19 protein-coding genes are annotated in these 22,027 nt (G+C 63.6%); 8 read left to right on the top strand and 11 right to left on the bottom strand.

The features are described from left to right. Positions 1-27: 27 nt before the first annotated feature. From GPT33_RS05630 to rpoE, 4 genes are all read right to left on the bottom strand, one after another. Positions 28-510, bottom strand: coding sequence for a SoxR reducing system RseC family protein (locus tag GPT33_RS05630; protein WP_296806344.1), 483 nt, complete (start codon positions 508-510; stop codon positions 28-30). A gap of 90 nt (positions 511-600) precedes the next feature. After that, a complete protein-coding gene (locus tag GPT33_RS05625; RefSeq protein ID WP_296806343.1) occupies positions 601-1,569 on the bottom strand; it encodes a MucB/RseB C-terminal domain-containing protein in 969 nt (322 codons plus the stop codon). Continuing rightward, entirely contained in the window at positions 1,553-2,116 is a 564-nt protein-coding gene (locus tag GPT33_RS05620) for a sigma-E factor negative regulatory protein (RefSeq protein ID WP_296806342.1), read from the bottom strand. The genes GPT33_RS05625 and GPT33_RS05620 overlap by 17 nt, the downstream gene beginning before the upstream one ends. Before the next feature lie 151 nt (positions 2,117-2,267). After that, positions 2,268-2,846, bottom strand: a complete 579-nt coding sequence (gene rpoE, locus GPT33_RS05615; protein ID WP_296806341.1) for an RNA polymerase sigma factor RpoE — start codon at positions 2,844-2,846, stop codon at positions 2,268-2,270. Between the two features lie 271 nt (positions 2,847-3,117). Here rpoE and nadB point away from each other — a divergent pair, with 271 nt between their 5' ends. Next, entirely contained in the window at positions 3,118-4,746 is a 1,629-nt protein-coding gene (gene nadB, locus GPT33_RS05610) for an L-aspartate oxidase (RefSeq protein WP_296806340.1), read from the top strand. A 392-nt stretch (positions 4,747-5,138) separates the two neighbouring features. Then, positions 5,139-7,517, top strand: a complete 2,379-nt coding sequence (gene ppsA / locus GPT33_RS05605) for a phosphoenolpyruvate synthase (protein WP_296806339.1) — start codon at positions 5,139-5,141, stop codon at positions 7,515-7,517. Between the two features lie 226 nt (positions 7,518-7,743). Here ppsA and GPT33_RS05600 read toward each other — a convergent pair whose 3' ends face one another. Together GPT33_RS05600 and GPT33_RS05595 are read right to left on the bottom strand one after the other, a co-directional pair. Further along, complete coding sequence (locus tag GPT33_RS05600) at positions 7,744-8,511, bottom strand: hypothetical protein (RefSeq protein ID WP_296806338.1); 768 nt, start codon at positions 8,509-8,511, stop codon at positions 7,744-7,746. Positions 8,512-8,515: 4 nt separating this feature from the next. Then, positions 8,516-10,378: a phosphoenolpyruvate carboxykinase (GTP) gene (locus GPT33_RS05595; RefSeq protein ID WP_296806337.1), complete on the bottom strand. Its 1,863-nt coding sequence runs from the start codon at positions 10,376-10,378 to the stop codon at positions 8,516-8,518. Between the two features lie 481 nt (positions 10,379-10,859). Between GPT33_RS05595 and GPT33_RS05590 the strand changes: the two genes are divergently transcribed. The 4 genes from GPT33_RS05590 (at position 10,860) to GPT33_RS05575 (ending at position 15,325) form a co-directional block, all read left to right on the top strand. After that, positions 10,860-11,915, top strand: coding sequence for a cytochrome c3 family protein (locus GPT33_RS05590; protein ID WP_296806336.1), 1,056 nt, complete (start codon positions 10,860-10,862; stop codon positions 11,913-11,915). Continuing rightward, positions 11,915-12,574 (top strand): cytochrome b/b6 domain-containing protein, encoded by a 660-nt coding sequence (locus GPT33_RS05585; protein ID WP_296806351.1) that lies wholly within the window; start codon positions 11,915-11,917, stop codon positions 12,572-12,574. Before GPT33_RS05590 ends, GPT33_RS05585 begins: the two co-directional genes overlap by 1 nt. Continuing rightward, the gene (locus GPT33_RS05580) at positions 12,571-14,763 is read left to right on the top strand and encodes a nitrite reductase (RefSeq protein WP_296806335.1); all 2,193 of its coding nucleotides are present in this window, start codon (positions 12,571-12,573) and stop codon (positions 14,761-14,763) included. Before GPT33_RS05585 ends, GPT33_RS05580 begins: the two co-directional genes overlap by 4 nt. 145 nt (positions 14,764-14,908) lie before the next feature. Continuing rightward, complete coding sequence (locus GPT33_RS05575) at positions 14,909-15,325, top strand: coiled-coil domain-containing protein (RefSeq protein WP_296806334.1); 417 nt, start codon at positions 14,909-14,911, stop codon at positions 15,323-15,325. Between the two features lie 230 nt (positions 15,326-15,555). Here GPT33_RS05575 and GPT33_RS05570 read toward each other — a convergent pair whose 3' ends face one another. From GPT33_RS05570 to GPT33_RS05550, 5 genes are all read right to left on the bottom strand, one after another. Continuing rightward, entirely contained in the window at positions 15,556-16,374 is an 819-nt protein-coding gene (locus tag GPT33_RS05570) for an arsenite methyltransferase (RefSeq protein WP_296806333.1), read from the bottom strand. Between the two features lie 33 nt (positions 16,375-16,407). Continuing rightward, positions 16,408-16,953: a DUF1415 domain-containing protein gene (locus GPT33_RS05565; RefSeq protein WP_296806332.1), complete on the bottom strand. Its 546-nt coding sequence runs from the start codon at positions 16,951-16,953 to the stop codon at positions 16,408-16,410. Between the two features lie 79 nt (positions 16,954-17,032). After that, on the bottom strand, positions 17,033-18,238 hold the full coding sequence (locus GPT33_RS05560) for an ABC transporter permease (RefSeq protein WP_296806331.1): 1,206 nt from the start codon (positions 18,236-18,238) through the stop codon (positions 17,033-17,035). Further along, positions 18,238-18,960 (bottom strand): ABC transporter ATP-binding protein, encoded by a 723-nt coding sequence (locus tag GPT33_RS05555; protein WP_296806330.1) that lies wholly within the window; start codon positions 18,958-18,960, stop codon positions 18,238-18,240. The genes GPT33_RS05560 and GPT33_RS05555 overlap by 1 nt, the downstream gene beginning before the upstream one ends. A 2-nt stretch (positions 18,961-18,962) precedes the next feature. After that, positions 18,963-20,249 carry an efflux RND transporter periplasmic adaptor subunit gene (locus tag GPT33_RS05550; protein WP_296806329.1) on the bottom strand — a complete coding sequence of 429 codons (1,287 nt, stop codon included), beginning with the start codon at positions 20,247-20,249 and terminating at the stop codon, positions 18,963-18,965. 418 nt (positions 20,250-20,667) lie between these two features. Between GPT33_RS05550 and GPT33_RS05545 the strand changes: the two genes are divergently transcribed. Both GPT33_RS05545 and GPT33_RS05540 read left to right on the top strand, forming a co-directional pair. Next, positions 20,668-21,750, top strand: coding sequence for a hydrogenase small subunit (locus GPT33_RS05545; protein WP_296806328.1), 1,083 nt, complete (start codon positions 20,668-20,670; stop codon positions 21,748-21,750). Beyond that, a partial coding sequence (locus tag GPT33_RS05540) for a nickel-dependent hydrogenase large subunit (RefSeq protein WP_296806327.1) occupies positions 21,747-22,027 on the top strand: 281 nt, incomplete at its 3' end. The genes GPT33_RS05545 and GPT33_RS05540, both read left to right, overlap by 4 nt.

Below are 22,027 nucleotides of genomic sequence, written 5' to 3'. Positions count from 1 at the left end.
GCCCGGTGTCGTCGGTGTCGATCCGGATCAGGGCCCCGAAACGATCTCTACCGGCAGGCCCCGTTCGATCCGAGACACCACAGCTTGCTGATCCGGACGCCTCCATGGTCGCGCACTGTAGCCGCGTAGCCAGAACAACGCCAGAACGAAGCCGAGCGCGGCACCGACAAACGCCGCCGCGTCGGTCCAGGCGCCGTCGGCCACCCCTGCAAGCAGGGCATCTCCCGCAAGCGCACCGCCGAGCAGACCGACCAAGGGTACAAAATAGACTGCAAAAGACGCCGAGAGGAGACCCCGCTCGGAGATCGCGAGCATCACCCTCTCGCCGACCGATGCCTGAGCCTGATTCAGCGCTTGAACCTGCATCGAGCCGCGCCCGAAAAAACGCTCGATCAGGGACGTGCCGCAGGCGCCATTTGCCGCGCAACCGCCGCAGACCGAGCGTCGCTCGATCTGAACCACGGCATATTGGCCCTCGATCGAGACGACGACACCAGATTCTTCGATCATCGGCGTGTTAAACCGCGTCCAGAGCGAGATGCTGAATTTTCGAGTGAGTTCAAAGTTTGGTGCATGCACAGCCTTTGGCGGAGACGCGGTTTAGTCCGACGGTTTCTCGACGCGTCGTGCACTGAGCACGGCCGCTTCGACGGTCTCCGACGGCACCTCCCCCACGGCGGTGATCTGGTAACCGTCGACCTGCCGCCCGGCCGCATTCACGGCACCGATATGCGTCGATCCTCGCAGTCCGTCGCGGGTGTCGTCCTCGATGTAGATCGAGTAGGCCGAGAGCCGATCGGTGAAGAGGAAGTGCTCGACCGCCGCGCCGCTCGGATGGTCCATCACGCCCTGACTCACCAGCTGAAAGCCGGGCGGAGGCTCGTCGAAGCGCCAGCGGCCTTCGACCCGGGCCGCAGGAGCGCCCCGCAGACCGGCTGCCTCGACCCGAGCAGGCACGGCCGGGGCATCCGTGTCGACCGTGATGGCGGTAAACATCAACTGCTCCAGCGACACACCGTTGCTGTCGATCAGGTCCGACTTCAGCGGAAGGAAGGTCTCCTGATCGACATAGAACCGATACCCGTACCTCAGGTCATCGCGCGGGATGATACCGACCACCTCGGTATCACGACCGGCGACACGCGCGGCACCCTGGATCTCGATGCGATAGTGATCGCCGAGCTGCTCCGGGAAGATTCCGTCGGTATTCAGAAGCCCGCCTGCGCCGGATGGACGTTTGACCGAGATCGGATGCCCGTCGGGCAGCACGCACATGACCCGATCGGGTTCGCGGGTCACGGCCCGCACCGGACCGTTAAGGGAAAGCAACCGCTCTTGTACCTGCCCCTCCTCGTAGCGGTGGACCAGGTGAAGGGATTCGAGCCGGTTCTCGTGGGAGTAAACCAGGGTCCCCTCGTAATTGAGAGACCTCAGCGCGTCGGCCATGCGCTGAAGCAGATCACTCGCCCGCTGGATCACGTCATCCGAGAGGCTCGCTTGAACCACGAGCGAGAGCACGAGGAACATGCCCAGCCGGGCCGGGAGCCATGATTCAACGACCCGCTTCATAACCGACAAAGGTCGCATAAGGCAGCATGCCCTTGGCCCCGGTCGTCGGGGCGGTCTCTTGGTGGGTAACGAGGAAAAGATCGAGCTTGTTGGCCAACTCGGGGTGCTCCAAATCCCAACGCTTCGCCGGGATCACGACGGCCTCGGGTTGCGCCGCAAAGGTCGGCGCCGTCGCGGGAACACTCGGAAGCGAGCTCACGCCCTCGAACAGGCCAGGGGCCACGAAAACCGCGAAAAAAGCGGCCGCCGCCGCAAGCGCCATGGCTGCAATCGGCCTCTTGGTCGTCGGCCGCTTCGCCTCACCGCGGCGGCGCGGGGCCAAAACCGTCGGCTCGTGCGCGATGCGCTCGCGAACCACATCGGCAACACGTCGATGCGATGCGTGAACGGACTCGCCCCGAATCGCCAGACCGATCGCGTGGTAGCGCTCCCAGGTGCCCCGCAGGTCCGGGTCGCCCGCTATGACATCGACTAGTCGCGCGGTGCCGGCGGGATCGAGCTCGCCGTCCTGAAGGTCGGAAATGCGTTGTCGTAGCTCGTCGCTCATTGCTTCATGCCTGGGCTGAGAATTCATGTCATTTAGGATGGCCGTCGTCGCATCGGGATCTCGACTTCGCGGTCCCGGCGAGCATGCCGGTAGCGGACCGGGCCTCGTGTGGCGCAAACGCTCACGCTTCTGATTTGACGCGTTGGAGCCGTCATGGTTCGAGGAGAGGCCTCAACCGCTTGTCGATTGCATCGCGGGCGCGGAAGATTCGCGAGCGCACGGTGCCGATCGGGCACGCCATGGCAGTCGCGATCTCCTCGTAGCTCATGCCCTCGAGCTCACGCAGCACGATGGCCGTGCGCAGATCGTCGGGCAGGTCGTCGAGCGCGCGCTGGACGGTTTGCGCGATCTCCTCGGTCAACGCAAGGCGCTCGGGCGTCCCCGAATCGCGAAGGCGAACGCCCATGTCCATCTGCTCGGCAACTTCGGCCTCGACGTCGTCCCCCGGGGGACGACGTCCCTGCGCCACCAGGTGATTCTTCACCGTGTTCACCGCAATGCGATAAAGCCAGGTGTAGAAGGCGCTCTCGCCGCGAAACGCAGGAAGCGCACGGTAGGCCTTCAGGAAGGCATCCTGACTGACGTCCATCACCTCGCTTGGATCGCGGATATATCGAGAGATCAGGTTCGCCACCTTTTGCTGATATTTCAACACCAGCAGGTCGAATGCGCGCTTGTCTCCGTTCTGGGCACGCGCCACAAGCTCCTGATCGGCGGTGCGCTCAGACATGGATACGAGCCCTAGCGCTGCAGACCAGCAATTCCGTTGGCATGGACAGTTCCCCGATTCGGAAGTTCGTGAGCCCCCTCAATTGCGGCCGAGGCCCCCTAAATAAAGCAACAAACCTTGATCCCGCCCGTGAAATGGGCGAGTTTACGGCGAACCGCGCCGATCACCCAAACGCAACCCGATCACAATGGGGATCGAGGGTCGCCACGACGCCGAACCTCGGCCCGTCCGACCTCAACGCCTGTCCGATCCCTTTACGAAGGTTCCGACCATGCCAGCCACGCCTTACCGCCACGACGTCCTGATCCTCGGCAGCGGTGCCGCCGGACTCAGTCTCGCACTGCGCCTGCACGAGGACCTTTCGGTCGCCGTGATCTCCAAGCGCGAGCTCCGGGAAGGCAGCACGCTCTATGCCCAAGGCGGCATTTCGGCCGTGCTGGACGCTACGGACTCGATCGAATCGCACGTGCAGGACACCCTGAAGGCCGGCGCGGGGATTTGCGACAGTCGCGTGGTCAAGTACATCGTGGAGCGTGGGCCGGACAATATCCGCTGGCTACTTGATCAGGGCGTTGAGTTTACACGCGACGAGGCAAGCGCATCGACAGGCGGCTATCACCTCACCCGCGAAGGCGGTCACACCCATCGCCGAGTCATCCACGCCGCCGACGCAACGGGCCGTGCCGTGGCGACGACGCTCGAGGCGCAGGTGCGCATGAAGCCGCGCGTGACCCTGTTCGAGCAGCACATCGCCGTCGACCTCATTACCTCCAAGCATCGCCCCGACAAGAAAGACCACCGCTGTCTAGGCGCCTACATCCTGGACTTGGGCACCGGACAGGTGGAAGTCCACCTCGCACGTTTTGTCGTCTTGGCGACCGGGGGAGCGAACAAGGTCTATCTCTACACCAGCAACCCGGATGTCTCAACCGGCGACGGCATCGCGATGGCCTGGCGAGCCGGCTGTCGGGTGGCGAACATGGAGTTCATGCAGTTTCATCCGACCTGCCTCTATCACCCCGCGGCGCGCTCCTTTCTGATCACCGAGGCACTGCGCGGGGAAGGCGCGCGTCTTTTGCTGCCCGACGGCGAACGTTTCATGCCCCGGTTCGATCCGCGTGCCGAGCTCGCCCCGCGCGACATCGTGGCACGCGCCATCGACCACGAGATGAAACGACTCGGTACCGCTTGCGTTTATCTCGACATCTCGCACCGGCCGGCCGCCTTCGTGATCGAGCATTTCCCGACCATTTACCAACGCTGCCTGGAGCTGGGAATCGACATCACGACGGACCCCATCCCGGTCGTCCCGGCGGCGCATTACACGTGCGGCGGGGTGATGGTCGATAACCGAGCCCGCACCGATCTGCCGGGCCTCTATGCGAGCGGTGAGACCGCCTACACCGGTCTGCACGGGGCAAACCGGATGGCCAGCAACTCCCTTCTGGAGTGTCTGGTGTACTCCGAGCTAGCGGCCAACGACATCGCACGCCTGATGAACGAGATCCCGCATCCACCCGAGGTGCAGCCCTGGGACGAGAGCCGGGTCACCGAGCCGGACGAAGAGGTGGTGGTCACACACAACTGGGACGAGCTGCGTCGCTTCATGTGGGACTATGTCGGTATCGTGCGCACCAACAAACGCCTGCGCCGCGCCAAACGGCGTGCGGACCTGCTCCAACAGGAGGTCATCGAGTACTACAGCAAGTTCCGGGTCAGCAACGACCTGATCGAGCTGCGCAACCTGCTCGAGGTCGCGGACCTGATCATCCAATCGGCGCTGCGCCGGCGCGAGAGTCGGGGGCTGCATTACACCCTGGATTTTCCGGACAAGGACGCCACCCAGCGCACTCCGACCATCCTGATCCCGGACAGCTACCGACCACGACACGGCGATTGAGGTGGATGCGGTGCTCCACTTCTTGCCGACACGTGACATCGCCTCGCGCTTGAATATCGATGCCTCGCGCACTTGAATATCGATCACCGGGGAACTGTTGCCCGGCGGATCCGCCGCACCCCGATGAAAAGGGAAGCGACCGATCGCCTGTTCCTCAATGCTCAAGATTAACTTAGACCGAAGGCGACCATTTTCGAAGTAGGTTATATTGCCGCGTTAAGTCGGAGCGCTTACGGAACTCGTCGCGCGCCTCGGTGCGCTGTCCGATCAGATGCGTCGCCCGACCCGACCGTCGCGCACCTGCGGCACAACGGCACCGCCCCAGTTCCGATCGGTTCCGGTCGGTTCCGCCCGGTCCCGCCCGACATCCCCGCAATTGGAGAACGATCAAGATGACCGACTATGTCCGCTGGCTGAGCGAGCTCGGAATGGACGACGTCCCCGTCGTCGGCGGCAAGAACGCGTCGCTCGGCGAGATGATCCAAAACCTCACCGACGTGGGCGTTCAGGTGCCGGGCGGATTCGCAACGACCGCCGACGCCTACCGCGAGTTTCTCGCCAAAGACGGACTGGACGAGCGCATCCAAACGGTCCTCGACGAGCTGGACGTCGACGACGTCACGGCGCTCTCCCAAGCCGGTCCGCGCATCCGCGGCTGGGTGATGGAGCAGCCCTTTCCGTCAGCGCTGGAAGCGGCGATCGACGACGCCTTCGCCCGCCTGACCGCCGAGGCCGGCACCGCAGCGGTCTCCTGGGCCGTGCGCTCCTCGGCGACTGCCGAGGATCTGCCCGACGCCTCCTTCGCCGGCCAGCAGGAGACCTTCCTCAACGTCGAGGGTCTGGACAACATCAAGCACCGGATCAAGGAGGTCTTCGCCTCCCTGTTCAATGACCGGGCCATCTCCTACCGCGTGCATCAGGGCTTCGAGCACCGCAATGTCGCCCTCTCGGCCGGCATCCAGCGCATGGTGCGCAGCGATCTCGCCGCCTCCGGCGTCATGTTCACGCTGGACACGGAATCGGGTTTTCGCGACGCCGTCTTCATCACCTCGAGCTACGGGCTCGGCGAGATGGTCGTGCAGGGCGCGGTCAACCCGGACGAGTTCTACGTCCACAAACCGACGCTCGCCGCCGGCCGTCCCGCCATCCTGCGCCGCAGCGTCGGCGACAAGGCGATCCGCATGGTCTACGAGGGTGCGGCGGGCACCAAGAGCCCGGTGCGCACCGAGGACGTCCCGGAGGCCGATCGCCTGCTGTTCAGCATCACCGATGCCGAGATCGAACAGCTCGCGCGCCAGGCCGTGCTGATCGAGCAGCACTACGGCCGCCCGATGGACATCGAATGGGCGAAAGACGGCAACGACGGCAAGCTCTATGTCGTGCAGGCGCGTCCCGAGACGGTGCAGAGCCGCTCGGGCAACGTGATCGAACGCTACGTGCTGCGCGAAAAGGGGCCGGTGCTCACGACCGGGCGCAGTATCGGCAGCCGCATCGGCGCCGGCGCGGCCAAGATCGTCTCGAGCATCGCCGACATGCACCGCGTCGAGGCCGGCGACGTCCTCATCACCGACATGACCGACCCCGATTGGGAGCCGGTGATGAAACGCGCGGCGGCCATCGTCACCAACCGCGGCGGGCGCACCTGTCACGCCGCCATCATCGCCCGCGAGCTGGGCGTGCCGGCCGTGGTCGGATGCAACGACGCGACCGATGTGGTGAAGGACGGCCAGCTCGTCACCGTCAGCTGCGCCGAGGGCGACACGGGTCTCATCTACGACGGCAAGCTGGCGTTCGACTACAAGACCGTCGAGCTCTCGGCCATGCCCGAGATCCCGGTCAAGATCATGATGAACGTCGGCAATCCGGATCGCGCCTTCGCCTTCGCGGCCACACCGAATGCCGGTATCGGTCTGGCGCGGCTGGAGTTCATCATCAACAACATGATCGGGATCCACCCCAAGGCGCTGCTCGAATTCGACCAGCTTCCGGCGGATCTCAAGGGCCAAATCGCACCGCGTATCGCCGCCTATGCGAGCCCGCGCGAGTTCTACATCGCCAAGCTCGCCGAGGGCATCTCGACCCTGGCTGCGGCCTTCGCTCCCAACACCGTCATCGTGCGCATGTCGGACTTCAAGTCCAACGAATACGCCAACCTGGTCGGCGGGACCCGCTACGAGCCCGAGGAAGAGAACCCCATGATCGGGTTCCGGGGTGCCGGGCGCTATGTGGCACCGGACTTCAAGGCATGCTTCGAGCTCGAATGCGAGGCGCTCAAGCGCGTGCGCGACGACATGGGTCTGACCAATGTCGAGATCATGATCCCCTTCGTGCGGACACTCAAACAGGCCAAGGCGGTCGTCGAGGCACTCGCCGAGCAGGGTCTGGAGCGCGGCAAGAACGGGCTGCGGCTCATCATGATGTGCGAGCTGCCCTCCAACGCCGTGCTGGCCGAGGAGTTCCTGGAATATTTCGACGGCTTCTCGATCGGCTCCAACGACATGACCCAGCTCACGTTGGGACTGGATCGCGACTCCAGCCTGGTCGCCGAGAGCTTCGACGAGCGTGACCCGGCGGTGAAGAAGATGCTGTCGATGGCGATCGCCGCCTGCCGCGCCCAAGGGAAATATGTCGGCATCTGCGGCCAGGGCCCGTCGGATCATAAGGACTTCGCCGACTGGCTGCTCAAGGAAGGGATCACCAGCATCTCGCTCAACCCGGATACCGTTATCGATACTTGGATCTATCTGGCGGAGCAGGCGAAGACGCTCTGAGGCTGAACCGCGTCTCGGCGTGCGCGTGCGGGTGCCGAGGTCGATAGGGCCTCGGTCGGTTCTTGCGATGTCGAGGGGACGCGTTCAGGACATCGGGTCGGACGAGCGATAGCGACATCCGGCATACAACGTCGGCCTTCCGGGGGCTTCAGGCAGGGGTAAGGTGAACAATTGCGGCGCAGTTCATCAGCGTCGGTGCAGGCCCCGCACGATGAACACGGCCGGTTCACCTGCGACCACGCACCTCGACCTTGATCAGCGGATGCGCCGCGCAGTCGCGCACGACGGCGCGATTCCAAGGCACCAAGGCCGTCTGAATCACCTCGCGAAATCGCACGCGCGCGGAGCTGTCCAGGTCCACCGTGATCAGACAGCGATAGCCGCGAATCCCGAAGCCATCGTCCGGACGCACCCTCAAGTCGCTACCCGTCGTCGGGATCAGCCCTTCGCGCAGACAGTCGGCCAGGACCTCCATCACGCACATGGCTATCGCATCGGTGCCCGGATCAGCGGTGTGCCGAGAACCGGTCCAGCCGAGCCACCTCGCGCGGATCGCCTCGTCTGGCGCCGCAAGAAGTTGCTGACGCCTTTGCGCGATCCAATCTCCCGCCACAAGCTGCAAGGCCACCGAGGCCACGGACTCGGACGGAAACCGCTGACCGGCCAGCGCGACAACCGGGCGCGGAACAAAGGTGCCATAGAGACGCATGGTCCGATCCATCCGCGGCGCCCCTGCCGCACGATCGGCAAGCACATACCAGCGACGCGCCTCGGCCATCGCATGGGTATCGCGCACCGCCACCCCGCCGCCCGGGCCGATCACCCAACCGTCGGGCCAGAGTGCGACCTGATAGGCCGGTAAAGCCGCAACGAGGCAGGCAGCCGTATCCGACGATCTTCCGGCGCTTGCGGCCGAGACCGATCGCTTGAGCCGCAAGGGCGACAGGGACGCAAACAGTCTCGACGGACCGCCCGCGAAGGATCGGTTCGGCATCCGATCAGGACCTCTTGGTGCTGGCCAGGTCCCAAAGCGCCGGGGAGTGAAAGAGCCGGGCAAGCTGAAGCTCGCGCTCGCTTTCGAGCTCGCGCGGCATGTGATCGCCGAAGCGCGTGAAGAGCTCCTCCTGATCATGGGTCTCCAGTCGGGCCGCCTCGCGCTCGATGTTCATAATCGAGTAGAAACGCTCGCGCTCGAAATCCAGCCCGTCCCAATTGAAGGCATCGTAGTCCGGGATCCAGCCGATCGGACTCTCCACGGCCGAGCCGCTGTCGCTGCAGCGTTTGACGATCCATTCAAGCACCCGCATGTTCTCGCCGAATCCAGGCCAGATGAACCGCCCGTGCTCGTCCTTGCGGAACCAGTTGACGCGGAAGATCCGCGGCGGGGTGGAGACGCAGCGCCGGCCGATCCGCAGCCAATGCCGCCAATAGTCGGCCATGTTGTAGCCGCAGAAGGGCAGCATCGCCATGGGATCGCGCCGCACGGCCGCCTGTCCGATCGCCGCCGCGGTCGCCTCCGAGCCCATGGTGGCGGCCAGATAGACCCCGTGCTCCCAGTTGTAGCTCTGAAAGGCCAGCGGGAAATGCCGACTGACCCGGCCGCCGAACAGGAAGGCACTGATGGGCACACCCTTGGGGTTCTCCCATTCCGGATCGATCGAGGGGCAGGCCGAGGCGGGCGCGGTAAAGCGAGCGTTCGGATGGGCCGCGGGCCGACCGCAACCCGGCGTCCAGTCCTCGCCCTTCCAATCGATCAGATGATCGGGTGGTTCCTTGGTCATGCCCTCCCACCAGACGGCGCCGTCGTCGGTGAGCGCGCAGTTGGTGAAGATGGCGTTCTCGCGCAGCGCAGCCATGGCGTTGGGGTTGGAGTCCTCGTTCGTGCCGGGGGCCACCCCGAACAGGCCGTACTCGGGGTTGATCGCATAGAAGCGCCCGTCGGCAGGATTGGGCTTGATCCAGGCGATGTCGTCGCCGACCGTGGTGATCTTCCAGCCCTCGAAGCCCTTGGGGGGAATGAGCATGGCAAAGTTGGTCTTGCCGCAGGCGCTCGGGAAGGCTGCGGCGACATAGCGCTTCTCATGCTCGGGCGACTCCACACCCATCACCAACATATGCTCGGCCAGCCAACCCTCGTCGCGCGCCATCACCGAGGCGATCCGCAGCGCGAAACACTTCTTGCCGAGCAGTGCGTTCCCCCCGTAGCCACTGCCGAAAGACCAGATCTCGCGGGTCTCGGGGAAATGGGCGATGTATTTGTCCTCGATGCTGTTCGCACAGGGCCAAGGCACGTCCTGCTCGCCGGGTTGCAAGGGCGCACCGACCGAGTGTACGCAGGGAACGAAGTCGCCGTGATCGCCCAGGGTATCCAACACCCGCTGGCCCATGCGGGTCATGATCCGCTGATTCACCACCACATAGGGCGAGTCGGTGATCTGCACGCCGATATGCGCGATCGGCGAGCCGATCGGACCCATGCTGAAGGGGATCACGTAAAGCGTGCGCCCGCGCATGCAGTCCTTGAACAGACCCTTGAGCAGGGCCTTCGCCTTGCGCGGCTCGAGCCAGTTATTGGTGGGACCCGCGTCTTCCTCGCGCAGCGCGCAGATGAAGGTTCGGTCCTCGACACGGGCGACGTCGCTCGGATGGGAGCGAGCGAGAAAGCTGTTGGGATGCTTTTCGGGGTTCAGCCGAACGAAGGTACCGGCATCGACCATTTCGGCGCAGAGTCGGTCGTACTCCTCTTGAGAGCCGTCGCACCAATAGACGCGATCGGGTTGGCACAGCTCGGCCAATTCCGTCACCCAGTCCAGGAGATGACGGTTCTGAGTACGGGTCTCCCCGTCGTGCCTGGTGGTCATGCCGGACTCCTCTTCGTTGGAAGATGCGCTGAACGGGTGTAGAACGGAAGAGGATACATTCGGGACGGTCACCGCGCATCGTCGAGTGCTCGCAGGTATGGTTTGCCGCGCTCAGCACCGATTCGGCCTGATTCCTGTCCCCGCGGTCCCGCGGATTTGGTGGTGGTCCATTCTCCGATATCTGCCTATGCTCGGCGCGGAGGCTGGAACCCGGTGACGAGCACGCGTAATATCGAGGTCGATTGCGGTGATCTCCCGACCTGGTTCCCCAGGGTCAGACCCGTGATAAACCATAAATATCAGCGACAATCCACGGTTGAAACCGAACCTGCTCGACCCTGCGTCTGAAGGTCCCGCGGCGGGATCGCCGGAGTCGACGATACGAGATCATCGTCGACAATGACGGACTTAACCAAAACGGCGCAGAATTCACCTCGAGACCATGATGAATCCATGCTCATCACGGCGATCAGGATGCGACATGATCACCTCACGCGACCGGGCGACCCGACAGGGCGCCCAGCTTCACACCGATAACCCGCTCCAGGCCCCGACAGGTAGCCCCGGATCGACAAAAGCCAGAGCCCTCCACCTCGGCCGATCGCTTGCGCTCTGGCTCTGTTTCTTCGCGCTCGGGGCGAGCGTCGACCAGTCCGTCGCGGCGATCGCCGAACCGGTTGGCGGCGCCGTGGACAAGGAGCTCGCCGAAGCCGCTGCGGATCGACACGCCTGCCTGCGCTGCCATGCCATGTCGACCCTTGGATACCGCGATCCCGACGACGGCGAGATCGTCGATCTGTCGATCGATCGCGAGGGGCTCGCGCACTCCGTCCACGGCGAGCTGGCCTGCATCGACTGTCATCGGCGCAGCTATCGACGCTACCCGCATCCGGACCGGCCTGCTCCGGGCGATCTCGACTGTATCGGCTGTCACGAAGACGAAAACCAAAACCTGAGTCGAGGGTGGGTCGACATCGATGCCGAGTTCAAGCGCAGCGTCCACGCGGTCTCGGACTCCCCGAGGGTCGAGGGCTTCAGCTGCCATTCCTGTCACGACCCGCATCGCTTCCGCCCGGCCGCAGTCGGAGAGCCAATCGTCCAAATCGTGCGGAACCACAACGAGGTCTGCCTGTCTTGCCATGAGAAGCTGATCGCGCCATCGAGCACGAGCCATGGCTGGCTGCCTAACCGAGACGCCCACTGGACGTCGGTTCGTTGTGTCGACTGTCACACGCCCGTCGCGGTCTTTGCGAATCATGAAGTTCTGCCCGCCGAGAAAAGCGAGAAGAATTGCGTGAGCTGCCACTCCGCCGATCCGCAGCTCCTCGCGCGGCTCTATCAGTTCCGATCGGAGGAAGATATTGCTCGCCGCGGTTTGCTGGCCAAAGCCGTCTTCAACGAGGCCTATGTGGTCGGGATGAGTAAGAGCCCGGCGCTCGACCGCCTCAGCCTGGCCATCATCGGTCTGATGGTCCTGCTGCTCGCTGCGCACGGCGTCGGTCGCTATCTCGTCCGTCGGGCAAACAGGAGGGCATGATGAAATCGCTGTATCTCTATCCGGTTTGGCTGCGGCTTTGGCACTGGATAAACGCGCTCTTGTTCCTGACTTTGATCGCCTCCGGGGTCAGCATGCATTACGCCGGTGCCGATTGGCTGATGCCCTTCGCCACTGCGCGGGTGGTACACAATACAGCCGGCATTCTACTGACCATGGCTTGGATCATCTTCGTGGTCGCCAATGCCAGGAGCGAGAATGCGCGCCACTATCGTGTCCGGTTTCGCACACTCATTGGCGATTTGATCGCCCAAACGCGTTACTACATGATCGGAATCTTTCGGCTCGAGCCGCATCCATTCCACGTCACCGAGGCCATGAAGTTCAACACACTTCAACAACTCAGTTATTTGGGCGTGATGTACGGCCTGATGCCGATCCTCATCCTCAGCGGCTGGGCCTTCCTGTATTCGGTCTATCTGCCGGAGACCCTCTTCGGCCTCGGCAGCGTTTGGGTCGTCGCCATGACGCATGTCGTCGTCAGCTATCTGCTGGCTCTATTCCTTCTGGTGCACATGTACATCATCACCACCGGCGATACGGTCTTTTCGAATCTCCGCGCCATGATCACCGGTTGGCATCGCGAAACCGACCTGCCCCGTACCGAGACCACGGCTCCGGCCCCGCGTGAGACACCATGAACGCAAATGCCAACACCCTGCTGACACCCAAGAACGCGCGTCGGCTCTTCATCGCGGCCGCGGTGGTACTGCTCGTCCTGTTCGTATTCTACAAGGTGGTGTATCCGATCGTTTTCGACGCTTATGTGGGAAAAGCAAACGCGCCTTTGACCTACGCCAACAGTCAGCCGATCACCGAGGACGAGCTCGAAGCGATGGCGACCGAGCTCTCGCTGAGCGCGCGCCGCGCGGCCGCCGAGGCGATCGTCGGACAAGACGAGAATGCCTTCGCCCGCCGGGTCAAGGTCGAGATGCTCATGGGCACGCAGTCCTTCATGCGCGAGCATGAGCCGACGCATATCAAGTATTTTCGTGATGCGAATATCCTGCAATACGAAGGACCCAAGACCTGCCTGCAGTGTCACGCCACCATCAACGTCCGGCATCACGACGGGCGTACCTCCGAGGTCGACACACTCGACGACATCGTCAACTCGGTCCATTTCAAATTCCAGAGCGATGCCGGAGGCGGCTTCTCGACCTACGGCTACGACGGACGCCAGGTGAACGCCGAGGGCAGCCGTCCGATCCCGGTCGGCAAGATCAACCGGGCCTGCGGCATCCCCGGTAGCTTCTCCTGGACCGGCTGGGCAGCGCTGGTGGAGAGTCGACCCGAATCGGCGCATGGCGAGGTCGCCTTACGCAGCGAAGGCTGCGGCCAATGCCATATCGGCGGCAACTATCAGCCGGCGACCGAAAAGATGATGCCGATCGGCGATGTCCCCGGTGTCGCCAAGGAAGGCATCGACTGTTTGATCTGTCATTCCACCGAATACGACATGAACCAGCGGTACGTGATCCGCGATGACGTCGGACTGCGCTGGAATCAGGATCGTACGATGCGCGCCGCTCTCACCGTGGGACGCTCGACGACCAAGAACTGTCTGAACTGCCATCAGCACAACATGGGCGGGGATGCCTATCTACACAACGAGGCCGCAAAAGCGCTCGGCGACAAGCACCAGCGCCTCCTCCATACGGGCGCCAAGCGCGGCAACCCCTTCAGCCCGCACGACGACGTGCATGCCGCGGCCGGTCTGCAATGCACCGACTGTCATGTCCCGGAAGGACACAAGATCCCGCGCGGTCGGATGGGCGTCGATCTTGTCGCCAACGACCTGCCGGATGTCGAGGTCTCTTGTGTCACCTGTCACAGCATCGCACCGCACAACCGCTCCGAGCACAAGGCATTGCTCAACGGGCATCTGGATCGGATCGCCTGCGAGACCTGTCATATCAGGGAGCTACAGGACAACAATGTCGTGCTCCGCGATTGGGTGCACCCGACCTGGGATGCGGAGGAAGGCATCTTCACACCGACCGACATCTATCGCTCCGGGGAGGTCAACAAGGGTTTCACCTTCCTGTGGTTCAACGGCAACGGAACCTTCCTCGCGAACGCCTTGGGCAATAATCCGAACGGTTCGACCGAATACGACCCGCTGATGCAGCAACTGGCCCGGATCGATGATCCTGAAATCGTTGCCGCCGTGCGCGAGAAGGCGGTCGAGCTGAAAAAGACCTATCCGGATATCGACGTGGACGCCTATATCGAAGCCGCGACCGACCCGCTCTCGCAGCTCACGCCCGAGCAGGTGGAGGAGCGGCGCCGGATGCTCGATCAAAACCTACGTGCGCAGATGAACGACGGTGAAAGCCGCATCTATCCCTTCAAGCTCTTCAACGCCATGATGTACGAAGACATGGGGAATCAAGGCCCGTTCGGCGCCATGATCCTGCCGTTCGATTACGCGACCTACTACGAGACGGGAGACACGGCCGCCTCCGTCAAACAGGCGATCCGCGATCCCATCGTACAGCGCATGTACCAGGAGCCGTTCAAGCTCTACATGATGGACGAGTTCATGGCCTATTTCGGTGTCAGCGGCGGATGGAAGACCGATTATCCGCTTGTCGACGGCAAGCTCGAGAACGTCGAGCCTAAGTGGATGCGACAGATGGGCTCGCTCATGGTCAATCACGGCATTCAGCCCGTGGGCCGCGACTGCGTCGAATGTCATTCGCCGAGCGGCATCCTGAATTATCGTGCCTTGGGCTATTCGCAGGAGCGTGCGACGGAGCTCGAGAACCTCGACATCGTCGAGAATCTCCGCCCCGCGGAAAGCCTCTCCGCGAGGGACGGCGGCTAAACCGCGTCCAGAGCGACATGCGTCGTTTTCATTGTGCGCTTGGCTTCGGAGATATCCTCGATCTCAGCGAGACGCGGTTTAGAATTTAATATTTTTTAATACTTTAAACCGCGCCGGCAGGGGAACTGGACATCAGGAGCACCGCATGGGACTCGCCCTCAGACTGTATGAACGCCTCACCGAGGCGCCCGACGACACGACGCGCTTCCGCCTCATCGTCGATACCATCGATGCCTTGGAGCAACAGTGGCCGCGAGACGGCGATGTGGCCCTTCGGTCGGATGTCCGCGAATCCGAGCTGCGTCTCCAAAAGGAAATCGAGCAGGTCAGAAGCGAGCTCAAGAAAGACATCGCCGAGCTTCGTGCGGACATGCACAAGGAGATCGCCAAGCTACGGGGCGAGGTTCAGAAGGACATCGCCGAGTTACGGAGCGAGGTCCAGAAGGATATTGCCAACCTCCATGCCGCCATCGAGCGCACCAAGGTCGATCTGCTGAAGTGGATCGTCCCGCTGATGCTGGGCCAAGTTGCCGCGCTTGCGGCCTTGGTCAAGCTCCTTTGAAGAGACTGCGCGAGCTCGCCGCGCTCGCGCCGATCGCAATTAAACCGCGCCCGTTGCGGTATGCGTCATTTTTCGGAGTGGCTTGACCGTGACGGCACCGACGACTGTGGGAATCTTCGCGGTTTAAGGTATTAATAACTCTTAAATTCTAAACCGCGTGTCCCTGGGGTCGAGGATATCTCAGAAGCCAAACGCACAATGAAAACGATCCATGTCGCTCCGGACGCGGTTTAGCCCGGTTTGATCGCCTCGATGCTCGCCGAGACCAGATAATCCGTGACCGGCGTTCCCGGGGCCCAGTCCCGAATAAAGTCTCGGCTCTCGTCCTTCGGCGACACGCTCACCTGATCGAATCCCGCACCCTTGAGCATCTGCTCGAGCACCTCGATCCGGGCCGCCCCCGCCATGCACCCGGTGAAGAGCGACAGGTCCGACCGCAGGTCGTCCGGCAGCTCGGCGGTCGCGACGATGTCCGAGATAGCCAGTCGCCCGCCCGGTTTGAGCACCCGAAATGCCTCCGCGAAGACGCGGGCTTTTTCCGGAGACAGGTTGATGACGCAGTTCGAGATGATGACGTCGACCGAGCCATCCGCCAGCGGCAGGTTCTCGATCTCGCCGAGTCGAAACTCCACGTTGCGATGCCCGACCGCCTCGGCGTGCGCCTCGGCGTTGTTGCGCGCCTTGGTCAGCATCTCCGGTGTCATGTCGACGCCGATGACGCGACCGGTCTCGCCGACTTGGCGGGAGGCGAGAAAACAATCGAATCCGGCGCCGCTGCCCAGGTCCAGCACCGTTTCACCCGGCTTCAACGCAGCGATCGCTTGGGGATTGCCGCAACCCAAGCCGAGATTCGCACCCTCGGGTACGGCGGCGGTCTCGGCCTCGCTGTACCCGAGCAGGGTCGATTGGATCGGCACGGGCGCGCAACACCCGCCCGCAAAGGACGGTGCGCAGCAATCGGCCCCCTCGCCCGCCGTCGCCGCTCGTGCCGTTGCGCCGTAGCGATCGCGCACCGCTTGGCGAAGGCTGTCTTGCTCGTTGTTTTTCATTCGGATCTCCCGTCGGGTCATGCCGTGAACGAACTACAAACAGGCGTCCCTCAGCGCCTTCATAGACTCAAGCCCCTTCTCGCGGGCGAATGCGATGTTTCTTTCAGGGATAGCATCCGCATCAGGGTATCGGTCCAGCACATGTTCGATGCTCTCTTCGCGGAGCAGGTGCAACATCGGATAGAGCGATCTGTTCGTATAGTTTGCAGGGTCATTTTCGGGCGCATCTGCAAACCGATACTCGGGATGAAAACCGGCGACCTGATAGCAGCCTTCGTAGCCTTCCGCATCCAGAAGTGCCTCCGCCATTTCGACCAATTCGAGATAATCGTCGAAATCCGGGAAGGCAACGGGCAGGATCAGCAGCGTTGTCTCGATCGACGGGTTTTCATCGAGGCGACGGCACTCCTCGAGAAATGCCCGAAGACAGGCTTCCATGTCGGAGTCGATTTCGACTCGATAGTGTATTGATCCGCGATTGAACTCTTTTGCCGCGAAGGGACACATACGACATCCGATCACGACCTCGGAGATCCATTTTTTGGTGCACTCGATGACCTGCTCGGTTTCAACAACCATCAGTTTCGCTCATTCCCGCCGTTGGATCTGTTCATTCGCCGCCGCGCCGAGACGGGAACGCCGCGGCACGCTCGGCCGGTCACTCATGCCGCAACGCCTCGATCGGATCCAGCCGGGCCGCTCGGCGCGCGGGAAAATAACCGAAGACGACCCCCACCGCGGCCGAGAACAGGAAGGCGATCAGGATGATGGGGCCGTTGAGCACGAAAGGCACCTGCAGCAGGCTCGCCAGTCCAATGGAGGCGACCAACGCAAGCAGGATACCGAGCAACCCGCCCAGGGACGACAGGACCACGGCCTCCACCAGAAACTGCATCAAAACCTCGCGCTCCAGCGCCCCGATGGCTAGACGGATGCCGATCTCGCGGGTGCGCTCGGTGACCGAGACCAGCATGATGTTCATGATGCCGATGCCCCCGACCAGGAGGCTGACCGCGGCCACGGCGCTGAGCAGGGCCGTCAGCACCCGCGTGGTCCCGGTCAGCATGGTCGCAATCTCCTTCATGTCGCGCACCGAGAAGTTGTCCTGATCGGCCGGGTGGACATGGCGACGCTCGCGCATCATCCGCTCGATGTCGGATTTGACCTGCTCGGTGGAGTCGCCGTCCCGGACCGAAAGCTGAATCAGGTTGACGTCCTGATTCCCCGCGACACGCCGCTGGAAGGTGCGCAGCGGCATGACCACCAGATCGTCCTGATCCGAGCCCATAGCGCTCTGACCTTTGCTTGCCAGGAGCCCGATCACCTCGCAGGCGATCTGCTTGAGTCGGATCTTTTGACCGATGGGATCCTGGTACCCGAACAGCTCCCGACGCACGGTCGCCCCGATCACGCACACCGCCCGCCCGGCGCGCAGCTCGGGATCCGTGAAGAGTCGCCCGTCGTCCAACGTCCAATTGCGCACCGCGAAGAAGCGGTTGTCGCTGCCGGTCACCGTGGTCGACCAGTTGTTGTTTCCCAAGACGGCCGTCATAATCTGGCTCGCCGAGCCGGCCACGGCACTCGCGGCACCGATCTCGCGCTGCACCGCGACCACGTCGTCCAAGGTGAAGGGCGGGGCGTTGGAGCTGGATCCCGGCCCCATGCGTTGGCCCATGGTGATCATGAGTAGGTTGGTCCCGAGGCTTTCGATCTGGGCCGTGACCTGGCGTGTCGCACCGTCGCCGAGGGTCACCATGACGATGACCGCTGCCACGCCGATGACGATGCCCAGCATGGTCAGAACCGAGCGCAGGACGTTTCGGCGGATCTCGCGCAGGGCCAACAGGAGGGTGTTCCAGAGCATCAGGACCTGTGCTCCGATGCGTTCTCGTCGACCACGCGTCCGTCGAGAAAATGGACGACGCGATGCGCATAGGCCGCCATCTCGGGCTCGTGCGTGACCATCAGGATCGTAATGCCGCGATCGCGGTTCAGTCCGTCCAAAAGGGTCATGATCTCGTGACTGCGCACCGAGTCCAGGTTCCCGGTCGGCTCGTCCGCGAGGAGCAGATGCGGGTCCGTGACGATGGCACGTGCGATGGCGACGCGCTGCTGCTGACCGCCGGAGAGCTCGCCAGGTGTGTGTCCCTCCCGACCGTTTAGGCCGACCAGCGCCAGAGCGCGCTGCGCTAAGGCATGGCGCTCCGCGCGCGGGGTGCGCCGATAGATCAAGGGCAGCTCGACATTCTCCAGGGCCGAGGTCCGGTTGAGCAGATTGAAGCCCTGGAAGACGAAACCCAGGTCACGACGACGCAAGAGTGCGCGTTGATCCCGACCGAGCGTTTCGACGGCGACGCCCCGGAAGCGGTAGGACCCGGAGGTGGGTGTGTCCAAGCAGCCCAGGATGTTCATCGCGGTCGATTTGCCCGATCCGCTCGGCCCCATCACGGCGACGAACTCGCCCTGCTCGATGCGCAGGTCGACCCCGGCCAAGGCATGGACGGCGGCGTCGCCGCGCCCGTAGACCTTGGTCACACGGCGGAGCTCGATCAAGGGGCTCGCATTATCGTCGATCGCGTCGGCCATGGTTAGGGCTTCTTGCGCTCGACGTCGACCAGCACCCGTGTCCCGGGAGCCAGGCTGTCGTCCAGGACCTGCGTCATGATCCCGTCGCTCGCCCCGACCTCGACCGGAACGCGTGTCGGCTCCCCGTCGGTCGAGATCCAGGCCTGCGCATCCTTTCCCGAGCGCTCCTCGGGTACGCGGGGACGCTTCGCCGTCGCGGGCGGTCGCGGCATGAGCATGCCGAGCAGGTTGGATGCGCCGCGTTTGGGAACGGCGCCCTGCGGCGGATTGAAGCGCAAGGCGGCATTCGGGACCAGGACCACGTCATCCGATGCCTGAACCAGGATCTCGGCCGTGGCCGTCATGCCCGGACGCAGTGCGAGGTCCGAGTTGTCCAGGTCCAGGAGCGCAGCATAGGTCACCACGCCGCTCACGGTCTCGGGTGCAAAACGCACTTGCGCGATGGTCGCCGGAAACCGGCGGTCCGGATAGGCATCGACGACGAACTCGGCGGACTGGCCGACGGCCACCTGGCCCACGTCCGCCTCGTCGATGGCCACCTTGAGCTCCATCTGCGCCAGGTTCTCGGCCAGGTTGAAGAGGACCGGGGTCTGAAGCGACGCGGCGACCGTCTGTCCGGGCTCGACCTGGCGCAGCAGGACGATACCGTCGATGGGCGAGCGAATCAGGGTCTTCTCGAGGGTGCGGCGATTGGCGTCGAGCTCAGCCTGTGCCTGGGCGACCTGTGCCCGCGCGACGGCAAGAGACGCAAGCGCACGCTCGGCGTTCGCAACCGCACTGTCCAACTCCTCGGGCGAAGCCAGACGCTTCTCGATCATATCCCGTGTACGCCGCAGCTTATTCGCGGTCTCGGTCACCGTCGCCTGAGCCTCCAGCACACTGGCCTCCGCCAACGCCAAAGCCGCCTCGGACTGGCGCGTCTTCGCCCGGGACTGGTCGGGGTCCAACTCGGCGAGGACTTGGCCGGTCTCCACGCGATCGTTGAAATCGACCGCCACCCGGACGATCGTGCCGGACACCTCCGTGCCGACATCCACCTGATTGACCGGCTGCAGCGACCCGGTCGCGGTGACCTTGATCCTCAAATCACCGCGCTCGACCTCGGCCGTCTCAAAGCTTATCCCGTTCTCCGGACGACTCGTCAGCCAAAAGCTCGTCCCGGCCGCCAGACCGAGCAGCACCAAGGCCATCAGCGCGACCCGAAGCAGGCGTCGGCGAGGAGGGGCGGCCCGATCCGAGTCGCTTGGAAGGCCGATCGGCTCGGCGGGTGCAGTAGATTCTCGGGTCATGGCTCAGGCAGTCCGAAGGGATCGAGTCGGCTGCTCAAGCGGCCGACGAGGTGACATCCAGGCTAGCGAGAAAGTGGGGAAAGAATGGGGAGGGCCAGGGAATGGTTGCCGTGATCGGGCATGCCGGATCAGGCCGGGACCGTATCCGAAAAAATACTGTATCCGGTACGACGCGGAAAAGCGACGAACGCGAAACGCCATGAATGCCTAGGAGCTTTACCGGAACTGCTAACCAGCTTTGCACCTAACCCGGCCCGGCGTCTACTTGCTTGCCAGCTCACCTTGAGTCCCTGGTCTCCCTTGAACCCAACATCATGTTTCCCAATACAAATAGCATTTGGCACGGCGTGTGCTTATTTCACCTCGACCGTCCGGCCCCATCCAGGCGCCGACGACGCACAGCGGGGAAGACAACCAGATGCCAACCACCGAAACCTATTACGAGGTCATGCGGCGCCAGGGGATCACGCGCCGCAGTTTCCTCAAGTTCTGCAGCCTGACGGCTACCGCGCTCGGGCTCGCGCCGACCTTCGCCGGGAAGATCGCGCACGCGATGGAGACCAAGCCGCGGATCCCGGTCGTCTGGCTGCATGGGCTCGAATGCACCTGCTGCTCGGAGTCCTTTATCCGCTCCGCGCATCCGCTGGTCTCGGACGTAATCCTTTCGATGATCTCGCTGGATTACGACGATCTCATCATGGCGGCGGCCGGACATCAGGCCGAGGCGATCCTGGAGGAGGTGCGCCACAAGCACGCCGGGAACTACATCCTCGCGGTCGAGGGCAACCCGCCGCTCAATCAGGACGGCATGAGCTGTATTGTCGGCGGTCGTCCCTTCGTCGAGCAGCTCCTGGAGATGGCCGACAGCTGCAAGGCCGTCATCTCCTGGGGCTCCTGCGCCTCATGGGGCTGTGTGCAGGCAGCCCGACCCAACCCGACGCGTGCCACCCCGGTCCACGAGGTCATCCGCGACAAGCCCGTGATCAAGGTCCCGGGTTGCCCGCCGATCGCCGAGGTCATGACCGGGGTTCTGACCTATATCCTGACCTTCGATCGGCTGCCGGAGCTCGACCGCCAGGGTCGCCCGCTGATGTTCTACGGCCAGCGCATCCACGACAAGTGCTATCGACGGCCGCACTTCGACGCCGGCCAGTTCGTCGAGTCCTGGGACGACGAGGGCGCGCGCCGCGGCTACTGTCTCTACAAGGTCGGCTGCAAGGGACCGACCACCTACAACGCCTGCTCGACGATCCGCTGGAACGGCGGGGTCTCCTTCCCGATCCAGTCCGGACACGGCTGTATCGGCTGCTCCGAGGACGGTTTCTGGGACAAGGGCAGCTTCTATCAGCACGTCACCGACACCCACGCCTTCGGCATCGAGGCGAATGCGGATCGCACCGGCATCGCCGTCGCCACCGGTGTCGGCGCGGCCATCGCCGCCCATGCTGCCGTCAGCGTCTACAAACACGCACAAGACAAGAAGGGAGATGACCAAGCATGAGCGTCACGACGGCCAACGGCTTCGAGCTCGATACCGCCGGGCGACGCCTCGTCGTCGACCCGGTCACCCGCATCGAGGGACACCTGCGCTGCGAGGTGAATCTCGACGAGAACAACGTGATCCGCAACGCGGTCAGCACCGGCACCATGTGGCGCGGGCTCGAGGTCATCCTGCGCGGTCGCGATCCGCGCGACGCCTGGGCCTTCACGGAGCGGATCTGCGGTGTCTGCACGGGGACCCATGCCCTGACCTCGGTTCGTGCGGTCGAGGACGCGCT

Origin of the sequence: Thiocapsa sp., assembly GCF_011390875.1 — a bacterium.
GTDB lineage: Bacteria > Pseudomonadota > Gammaproteobacteria > Chromatiales > Chromatiaceae > Thiocapsa.
Note: the sequence above shows the minus strand (reverse complement) of the source record. Positions and strands in the feature narration are given on the sequence as shown.

What these genes read in the sequence shown, in the direction of transcription:
- GPT33_RS05630 (WP_296806344.1), bottom strand. Translation starts at nt 510, where the DNA reads ATGATCGAAGAATCTGGTGTCGTCGTCTCGATCGAGGGCCAATATGCC.
- GPT33_RS05625 (WP_296806343.1), bottom strand. Translation starts at nt 1,569, where the DNA reads ATGAAGCGGGTCGTTGAATCATGGCTCCCGGCCCGGCTGGGCATGTTC.
- GPT33_RS05620 (WP_296806342.1), bottom strand. Translation starts at nt 2,116, where the DNA reads ATGAGCGACGAGCTACGACAACGCATTTCCGACCTTCAGGACGGCGAG.
- rpoE (WP_296806341.1), bottom strand. Translation starts at nt 2,846, where the DNA reads ATGTCTGAGCGCACCGCCGATCAGGAGCTTGTGGCGCGTGCCCAGAAC.
- nadB (WP_296806340.1), top strand. Translation starts at nt 3,118, where the DNA reads ATGCCAGCCACGCCTTACCGCCACGACGTCCTGATCCTCGGCAGCGGT.
- ppsA (WP_296806339.1), top strand. Translation starts at nt 5,139, where the DNA reads ATGACCGACTATGTCCGCTGGCTGAGCGAGCTCGGAATGGACGACGTC.
- GPT33_RS05600 (WP_296806338.1), bottom strand. Translation starts at nt 8,511, where the DNA reads ATGCCGAACCGATCCTTCGCGGGCGGTCCGTCGAGACTGTTTGCGTCC.
- GPT33_RS05595 (WP_296806337.1), bottom strand. Translation starts at nt 10,378, where the DNA reads ATGACCACCAGGCACGACGGGGAGACCCGTACTCAGAACCGTCATCTC.
- GPT33_RS05590 (WP_296806336.1), top strand. Translation starts at nt 10,860, where the DNA reads ATGATCACCTCACGCGACCGGGCGACCCGACAGGGCGCCCAGCTTCAC.
- GPT33_RS05585 (WP_296806351.1), top strand. Translation starts at nt 11,915, where the DNA reads ATGAAATCGCTGTATCTCTATCCGGTTTGGCTGCGGCTTTGGCACTGG.
- GPT33_RS05580 (WP_296806335.1), top strand. Translation starts at nt 12,571, where the DNA reads ATGAACGCAAATGCCAACACCCTGCTGACACCCAAGAACGCGCGTCGG.
- GPT33_RS05575 (WP_296806334.1), top strand. Translation starts at nt 14,909, where the DNA reads ATGGGACTCGCCCTCAGACTGTATGAACGCCTCACCGAGGCGCCCGAC.
- GPT33_RS05570 (WP_296806333.1), bottom strand. Translation starts at nt 16,374, where the DNA reads ATGAAAAACAACGAGCAAGACAGCCTTCGCCAAGCGGTGCGCGATCGC.
- GPT33_RS05565 (WP_296806332.1), bottom strand. Translation starts at nt 16,953, where the DNA reads ATGGTTGTTGAAACCGAGCAGGTCATCGAGTGCACCAAAAAATGGATC.
- GPT33_RS05560 (WP_296806331.1), bottom strand. Translation starts at nt 18,238, where the DNA reads ATGCTCTGGAACACCCTCCTGTTGGCCCTGCGCGAGATCCGCCGAAAC.
- GPT33_RS05555 (WP_296806330.1), bottom strand. Translation starts at nt 18,960, where the DNA reads ATGGCCGACGCGATCGACGATAATGCGAGCCCCTTGATCGAGCTCCGC.
- GPT33_RS05550 (WP_296806329.1), bottom strand. Translation starts at nt 20,249, where the DNA reads ATGACCCGAGAATCTACTGCACCCGCCGAGCCGATCGGCCTTCCAAGC.
- GPT33_RS05545 (WP_296806328.1), top strand. Translation starts at nt 20,668, where the DNA reads ATGCCAACCACCGAAACCTATTACGAGGTCATGCGGCGCCAGGGGATC.